Annotated in this window: 6 protein-coding genes and 2 pseudogenes; 1 reads left to right on the forward strand and 7 read right to left on the reverse strand. The window is 31.9% G+C overall.

The annotated features are described in order from the left end of the window. The 3 genes and pseudogenes from F0527_RS16745 to F0527_RS16755 form a co-directional block, all read right to left on the reverse strand. Positions 1-511: pseudogene (locus F0527_RS16745) on the reverse strand (hypothetical protein); the annotation flags it as partial. Positions 512-910: 399 nt separating this feature from the next. Further along, entirely contained in the window at positions 911-1,495 is a 585-nt protein-coding gene (locus F0527_RS16750; RefSeq protein ID WP_150285688.1) for a serine integrase family protein, read from the reverse strand. Between the two features lie 108 nt (positions 1,496-1,603). After that, the gene (locus F0527_RS16755; RefSeq protein ID WP_150285689.1) at positions 1,604-2,599 is read right to left on the reverse strand and encodes a hypothetical protein; all 996 of its coding nucleotides are present in this window, start codon (positions 2,597-2,599) and stop codon (positions 1,604-1,606) included. Positions 2,600-3,499: 900 nt separating this feature from the next. Between F0527_RS16755 and F0527_RS16760 the strand changes: the two genes are divergently transcribed. Further along, entirely contained in the window at positions 3,500-4,309 is an 810-nt protein-coding gene (locus F0527_RS16760; protein ID WP_150285690.1) for a DUF3800 domain-containing protein, read from the forward strand. Between the two features lie 306 nt (positions 4,310-4,615). On the opposite strand, the gene F0527_RS16765 is transcribed toward F0527_RS16760, so the two are convergent. From F0527_RS16765 to F0527_RS17160, 4 genes and pseudogenes are all read right to left on the reverse strand, one after another. Next, positions 4,616-5,584 (reverse strand): restriction endonuclease PLD domain-containing protein, encoded by a 969-nt coding sequence (locus F0527_RS16765; RefSeq protein ID WP_150285691.1) that lies wholly within the window; start codon positions 5,582-5,584, stop codon positions 4,616-4,618. A 59-nt stretch (positions 5,585-5,643) separates the two neighbouring features. Continuing rightward, positions 5,644-6,777: a DNA cytosine methyltransferase gene (locus F0527_RS16770; RefSeq protein WP_150285692.1), complete on the reverse strand. Its 1,134-nt coding sequence runs from the start codon at positions 6,775-6,777 to the stop codon at positions 5,644-5,646. Between the two features lie 572 nt (positions 6,778-7,349). After that, entirely contained in the window at positions 7,350-7,478 is a 129-nt protein-coding gene (locus tag F0527_RS17350; protein ID WP_255476146.1) for a hypothetical protein, read from the reverse strand. A gap of 550 nt (positions 7,479-8,028) precedes the next feature. Then, positions 8,029-8,451: pseudogene (locus F0527_RS17160) on the reverse strand (hypothetical protein); the annotation flags it as partial.

The following is an 8,451-nucleotide window of genomic DNA, read 5'->3' on the forward strand; positions in this document are numbered from 1 at the left end:
CATTTTTGTTTAACGAACTTGTTCGCTTATCATCATCATCTATATTATTTTTTATATTTAATATATTGTTTTTATTTAATATATTATTTTGATTATCTCGACCTTTTGCAGTCTCCATTTTGGAGTCTCCATTTTGGAGTCCCCAAATTTCTCCGTATTCTTTAAAAGCGTTATCGAGAATTTCTGCTTTTTCCTCTTGTGTGAATGGTACTTTTCGATAGTAATAAACATATTCATATTTTCTACCAATACGATATTTAAATTCAATTATGTAATTATTTTCAACCAGGTCATTCCAGGCGGTTCTAACAGATTTTTCTCCATGTTTTGCAAAACGTTTATATAATTCAGTTTTATGTAATTCCCACTTTGAAGGGTAGGAAAGTAGATTGACAAGTAACCCCAGTGCTTCTAAAGAAATTGTACTTTTTCTATTTTTTTGTACTGCTTGTGCTGTTTCTATCGGTACATCAACATTGTACTGATAAGGTACCTGAATTGCTTTTGCCATAATAATTTTCCTCCAGATTTTGAAAAGGATAAAACAAAAAGACACTACTTCCCTATTAGAAAGGGAAACAGTGTCTTTTGTAAAATGTGTCAATAGTCAATAAAAAAACATCATTTTTTTTCTTGAAACTTAATAAAATATGTCCTAAAATAGGTGGTACATATATGTAAGTAACAAGAACTTTGACAAGTGTTTTCCCTAGTTTGAGTAGGGTAGACGGTTTAAGGGTGTTGGTAGCACCACTTAAACAGTTGAAGTTCTTTTTATTTATCCGTTCAGTATTTGATTACTAAAATTATACTTCTCAAGAACTATTGATGCAACGACAAAAAAATTAAATTTATAGGCCAAGTAACATTATTCTGGCTACGCCAGAATAATGTTACTTGGCCTATCTTATTATTTATTTTTTTTTATCATTTCTAACAATGCAATTTCAACTAGTTGTGATATTTTTAAATTTAATTTTTCCGCAAGCTTTGTAACCTCATTTGTTATATCCTCACTGATGTAAAATGTTTTATTTTTTCTTTTCCTAACCTTTAATCGGGCAATCTCATCATATATATCATAATTTATAGTTGTGGCCGCATGTTCCATCCGTTCGCGTATCATTTGTTTCATGATAGAAAATTCTTGTTGTGATAATCCTATTTCTTTCCACACATCTATATTAGTTTTTCTATTAGTTTCTATTAGTTGAACCTTCTCATTTAAAATCTTATTAGTTTCTATTAGTTGAGCATGCTTATCTTTTTTTTGCTCAATCCCCTTTATACTATTAGTTTCTATTAGTTCATCATTAGCTTCATTTTTAATCCATGTCTGAGTGCTTTTGTTGTATGAATAACCATTGGTATTAAGTACTTTTCCAACTGTTTTTTTAGCCGTTGGTATTCCTTTTTCACGTAACTTTGTGGCAATATCTTTAGTTGCAACCCCCGATAAAGCCATTTCAATGATAAAATTATCACGAACACTCATTATCTATTCAACTCCTAAAATATATTATTAATATTATAATAATTCATAATATATTGTAAGGCTAATAGTTTATAATAGAATTAAATAAACCCCAACATTTTGAACATATTATTTTCGATTAACATAGTTTTGTAACACATCAATCCGATTATGACCTAATTGTTTTGATATAAATTCAGCTTCACTTTTGTATATTTCCTTACCATTTACCTTAATAATCTCATCGTTCTCATCTTGAAATCGTTGCTGCGATTGGATTTCTTTTAATTTTTGGTTAGCAAAAAATTGTCTACAATTAACATGAATTCGCACGTTTCTATCGATTGTTTTAAAAAACTTTTTCGCTCCTTTGTAATCCTCTAAAAATTGTTTACGTTCTTCTACGCCCAATATGTCTTTTTGTAGATAACCAGGCAATGGCTGTATGTATTGTCCATAATCAGCAATTATACGGTCCCTGTGTCTCTCTAAGCACTCTATAACGCGCAATCGCCCACCTTTGCCCGTAGTGACGTGATATAACTGTCCATTACGTTCGTATAAGCTCTTGGAGGACGCTACTGTATGCTGCGCTCTATTTGACAACAATTCACTCCTGCGCAATCCAAAGGCCTGTCCATAATAAATCTCACGTTCGTATTTTTCGAGATGCTTGTCGTACATTTGTTTTTGATATTCGTTAGCTGCACGATTGTGGCGCACCTCGTCTTGGCGTCTGCTATGTAATCCATAATCTCTTTTTACGATTGGTTTATCCCAATGCCCCTGTGCAATCAGAATACGATTAATCATCCCTAAATCGGCCGAAATGGTCCACGCTGACAAGTTTCTATCGTTTTGTTGATGGCGAAGATACTCGCCGGCTAAATCATGTGTAATGTCCTTTATTTTGCGAATTTCGGGATGATTATCTTTTACCCAGTCGGCAAATTGGTCAGCTCGACTGATATGCGTATGTAAACTATTGTTGGAGTAAATTTTGTCATAAATCGCATGTTGTCCTCTATTAATTTTATCTTGATGTCGCGATTGTCCTTTACCTGCCTCAAATTGCTTATATAATTCCATTCTTAATTGCTGGCGTATTGTTTTACTTTTGCCCATTTTGTATCACCATCCTTATCATAATTTTTTTTAGTTATTTAATATCAGAGGGTGCGTTCTATCCATTTCGTAGAAATGGATCTTCACCACAGATGCTATTGAAAATATCTAAAAAAACGCATGATTAAATAGACTGGTATACAGTCATCTTTGTTGAAAATTGTGTTGGCTGCAACATCTAAGAGCGTAAAGTGCCCCATCCTATGCCAACAAATCCTTATTTATTAATGTTTTTCGGCTTCTTTAAAGCTCCTATAAATTTTAACCGTTCGCCCTGTCTATTCCTTCATTCACCATTTTTAATGGTGCATTTTGAATAGCCGGCTCACTCCTTCCGTAATTTTACTCCCATCGTTTAAAACATGTAACATGCGTTGCATGTTATCAGCGTGCTTTGCAGCTGATAAAATCAAACCCCATTGCAACATCTCATATCAATCCATCGAATTTATTCTCCTTTTTACTGTTTGTTATTCTCCTCCACTTAAATTTTTCAACCTTCTTAAATTTGTATCTCTATACACCTATTTTTTAATACTCTATATGCTATGCAATTTCTATTAATCAAAAATCAATTTTGCTATTTTTTGGTTTTTTTAATCAAAAAAGGCCACCCATTTATTTGGATGACTCTTTTAGTAGTATAAACTTTCATGAACCTCCTCCAAATGCTCCAATTTCTGGTATAGTAAAAAAGGAGTAATTGGAGCAAATAAAAAAAGCAACGCATTCAGATTGAATGAGTTGCTTTGTACGAGAACCTCGCACTCGGAATTGAATGAGAGGATATTAACTATTTTAATAAAAACGATGAAATTTATTCTTGTTTAAAAAAAATTTTATATAGAAAATATTATTATGAATAAACGTAATTGTCAAGGATAATTGGAGGAAGCAACATTGAGCCACCTATTTAACACATTTTATACAAGAGAAATAGATGTATTCTTTGATGAATCAGGAAAAGAAAAAGACCGACCTAACCTTCTAGGTGCTCTTTCCATACCTAAAAGGATATATAAATCCGATGAAATTCAATATCTGAATTACTTTTTAAGAAAAAAAGTTGTTAAATTTCACTGGAAAACCTATAACGGAAATCCATATGCCAAAGAAAACATCTTAAATCTTTTAGAAGTTTTCGTACTACATAAGGAATTCATCAAACTAAATGTAATTAACTATCATTACGGCTATTTAAAAGGACAAGAACTATTTTCAAAAACAGATAGAGATGCCACCATTTATTCAAAGCTTCCTGAAAGACTTATATACGGTCTAATAAGAGGCTATGGTAGTGAAATGAACATATCGTCCAGTATTTATATAGATAAATCTACAGAATACGAAGCATTAAAATTAGACGAAACCCTTGTTTCAACACTTAACAGCCACTCTTTATATCGAGGTGAAAAGTTTTATGCCAAAGAATGTAATATGTATCCTAAAAATCAGGAAATTGGATTAGAACTAACAGATTTATTACTAGGAATCATACGAACCATTATCAAAAATCCTATTATTAAAGATACAACCAGTAAAATTGAAAAAGAAAAAGTAGGTCTTACAATAGAACTTATAAATAAAAACGATAGATTCAAAGAAATATTAAGCAATATTAAGTATTATGAATGGCGAGGCAATAAAGAATTAAATGCTGTAAATTTCTCCGATTATATTTCCGCATTTATAATTGAACAAAATTATTAAAAGTCATCCAATGGATGACTTTTTTAATTTTAAAGATAGATGATGCCAGAAAACAATAGGGATGTCGCAACGATAAACTTAGTAGATATTTTTAATGAAAAATCTTTGAAATGAATCTCCATTCTTTTCACCTCCCGTTTATTTATTTCAAACTAAAAATAAATATCCTGCGGGCAAACATAATCATTTATAAATTTTTTTATAATAGCGTGGACTACCTTACAAATACAGATAATAAATTCCCCCTAAATAAAAAGATGTTCTAAACAGCTACGCTGATAGAACATCTAAAGTTAATCTTTCCAGTTAAACACTAAAATCTAGATAGTATGTTTCATCATCAATTTTGTAAATTCTTACACTGTCTCGTCCATATCTTCTCAAATCATCAGTCTCAACGAATGATTCACTTTCAAGACCTAAACGACGTCGGAAATACATCCCCATAAGGCTGTTATCCTCTCTGGTGTGTATCCCTTTACGATTTTGTTGTGCCATTACACAAATTAAATTTTCACCATCATCCGTTATAACCAAAAAAGTCTCTTTTAACGGTGGGAAAAAGTCTGGTTTTTCATCATGAATAGTTTTTGGCACTGATAAATATGCTTGATTTCTATTTCGCCCTTCTCTTTGACCCCAATTTAAGCCTGAGCGTGCCGGAACTTCACCATTTTTTGCTACTAATGATATATCTACATAATCTGAATAACTATGAGTCGGCGTACTTAAAACTTCTATTTCTTCTAGTTCATTGGTAGATTCGATAGAAGTTGTTATACCTACACGTCTAGGGGTTGCCTCATAAAAGTTAACTTCACTATCAATTGTCGGGTTATCGCAACTTAAAACATTTAAATCAGCAAATACATCATCAATATTTGCATAATTCGCTTCAACCAAAAGTTCGTTTTGTCTGATAAAACCATTTTGCGTAAAATTCGCTGACCCTACAAATACTTTAGCGTCTAATTCTTCATTTTGAAGCCAATAATACACTTTGCGGTGATTTCCTGGTCGACTAATTTGATAAGATATCGTTAAACGACCTTGGAATTGCTCCATTAAATTTAAAAATCCTCTATGATGCCATACCGCAATACCATCATGCGATACCATACCTACGACTATATCTAAAATTAATTCAGAATATGTCTCTAATATATGTTCCACATAAATTGGACTTACATAACCAGACAAGACCCTTAAATGGCGATATCCCATATTATAAGGATTTTCTATCACACTAACCTCTAAATCTTGGATTAAATACATAAAGTCACCTCCTGTTAAAAAATATCACAGGTAAGGTGACTTTGTAATGAGTTTCTATTTTATATATTCGCTAATAAAACATCTAACTGTAACTTTGCTGTTGGTTCTACATAATCATAATCTACACCAGCAAAAGATTTTAGAATGGCATCAAAAACAATTTTTGCTCCTTTAGGAGGCACTGCCATACCAACTTGTTTTCGCACAGCTTCCTTGTTACCTACAAATACAAAATCATCGGGGAATGTTTGTAAACGCGCTCTTTCACGATTAGTCAAAGCTCTTGGTTCTTCCCAGTGATACATATGTGTACCACCGCCTCCACTACCAGTAACAGTATAGGCCGGTTTATTTGGGTCTAATCTTTTATAGATACTACTTAATCTAGCACCTCGTACTTGTAACTGATACTTCTCTGGCAAACCAATATACCAAGCATTTTCGCCAGCAGGGATATGATTAAGCATCTCCACAACATGATTTTTATGTTTTGTTCTTTCATTATTGAGTGCATCTTCAGCAATCGGAGGATTACATATTGCGTCTCTTGAAGTCACATAATCTAAAGGATTAGCTGTCGTAGGCGCTGGGACTCTATATACAATTCCCTCTTCAGCTAAATCTTTACGAATTCCAACAATAATAATTCTATGTCTAGCTTGAGGAACCCCATACTCTTCAAATTTATATAAATTTGGTGTAACAACATATTCTAAATCACCATTATCACCATTTGGTTTAGTTAACTCTTTTAAAATTTTAATAAATGCTTTTCCTTCGTTTGCACTTTGTAAGCCACCAACATTTTCAGCCACAAAAAATTTAGGTCTATACTCTTTTAAAACTTTAACTCCGTAACTATATAAAGGTCCGAAGGTTCCTTCTAAACCTTTTTTTTCGCCCACTTGACTGTAATCGTTACAAGGAAATCCAAAAGCGAAACAATCTATCTCTGGCAAAACTGTCCTATCCCCTATTGGTAAACTATCAACAGGACAACAATGTACTGAGTTATCATCTTCGTTTCCACAAATATTATGGGCAAAAGTCTTACATGCGTTTATATCATAATCATTTGACCAAACATGTTGTATTTTAAAAACTTCTCCGTCATCGGCAACCACATTAGCCATTTTAGCACCCAAACTCAGTCCACCAGGACCATTAAATAATTCGCCTTTTCTAAAAATCAAAAAAACCACTCCAAAATTAAGAATATTTGTTCTAGCATATCTATATGCTAGTAAGTATAACGCACAAATACTATTAATACAAAAACTAAATTGCTAATGTATTTAAGTCCGAACTTGAGTGTATTTCGACCAACTCAGTTGCAAATAATCGTTGTTGCCTAACATTCCTATACGTTATCTAATTTTAAGCAAAAAAAAAAGCCCTAAGTAGCCCTCTAATTTATCATATTAATTTTAATAACAGAGTTTTTTTTAATAATTGCTCTTATACTTCCAAAAATAAAATTCAATATAAATATAAGCACCACATTATCTATTTTTAAAATAAAATCTCCGTTAAAAAGTTCCATTATAAAAAGCTCCTTTATTAAAACTTACTATAGCTTAACAACTTTAGTTGAATAAATACACATATGATTACAGATTTTAAGCGAACTGATTTGTACTTTTGTAGTCCAACTTACGACTTTAAATCCCAAACTGAGTGCAATTTTGCGAACTGGAGCGCAACTTGAGTGCAAATCGGCGAACTATCTTGCAGCCGTGACACGATTTGGCGAACTATCTTGCAGTTACGACATTCGGGCGATAATTTTTAGCGCCTTTTTATTTGCCGCCAATAATGGCTTAAAACAATCCATGCTAACCGTCATAGGGCGTCTAGATGGGTTTTTGTTTGGCTTTGATTTTAAACGTGGCATAACTTACCTCCTCTGACCTATGAAATCTAATGTAGGGCACATTATGTAATCTACCTATCAATAGGTTTGTATTTACCTACATAAAAACATATTTTATATGCATAGGTTATGCAATTTTAGTTGACATAACAACACATGTAGGAAGTTAACAACCTACCTCAAACGCTGGTATATCAATAATCTTTACGTTTTTACGCCATAGCGTTTTATGCAAAATTTATACATGGTTGATATATCAACGTTTTGACGGTTAGCATCACTTTAAAAAGTGCATAAAAAATGCATAAATACAGACCATCTTTTGGCTTTTACTAATAGGAATTTTTTTGTTCTTTTTTATTTTACTCAAAAAAAAAAATGGAATAAAAATTTTTTGGCTATATATATAGGTTATGTTTCGGATTTGTTTCCTTAAGGAAACTTTTAATTAGACAGCAAAAAAAATACTTGATATACTTAATGTTGTCAAAGCTTAATTTTTTCTTTTTTTAAAACCACCTGGCTAAGAGCATACTTTATAGTATGCTCTTTTTTATGCAAAGAGATTGGTTTATCCCTCTAACCAGTTATAAAATACAACTTCATTTGATATTTCCATATTACGGATTCTATTTTCTCTTGTTTCTTTAGTTTGCTCCAGTATTTTTCGTTTTTCTTCATCTAATGTGCGCCGTAATTCAAGTTCTTCCATTTTTTTAATTAATGCAGTGGATAAATAATCTCTTAAACTAATTATTTTTCCTTGGTTATATTTATCCATTACTTTACGTACTACAGAATTAAAACTACGGTCTGTTAAATCTTCTTTGGTAGCCTCTCTCAAATTACTGATAATTAAATTTATATCATTTTTGTTTAACGAACTTGTTCGCTTATCATCATCATCTATATTATTTTTTATATTTAATATATTGTTTTTATTTAATATATTATTTTGATTATCTCGACCTTTTGCAGTCTCCATTTTGGAGTC

Origin of the sequence: Rummeliibacillus sp. TYF-LIM-RU47, from assembly GCF_008638315.1 — a bacterium.
Lineage (GTDB): Bacteria > Bacillota > Bacilli > Bacillales_A > Planococcaceae > Rummeliibacillus > Rummeliibacillus stabekisii.

What these genes read in the sequence shown, in the direction of transcription:
- F0527_RS16750 (WP_150285688.1), bottom strand. Translation starts at nt 1,495, where the DNA reads ATGAGTGTTCGTGATAATTTTATCATTGAAATGGCTTTATCGGGGGTT.
- F0527_RS16755 (WP_150285689.1), bottom strand. Translation starts at nt 2,599, where the DNA reads ATGGGCAAAAGTAAAACAATACGCCAGCAATTAAGAATGGAATTATAT.
- F0527_RS16765 (WP_150285691.1), bottom strand. Translation starts at nt 5,584, where the DNA reads ATGTATTTAATCCAAGATTTAGAGGTTAGTGTGATAGAAAATCCTTAT.
- F0527_RS17350 (WP_255476146.1), bottom strand. Translation starts at nt 7,478, where the DNA reads ATGCCACGTTTAAAATCAAAGCCAAACAAAAACCCATCTAGACGCCCT.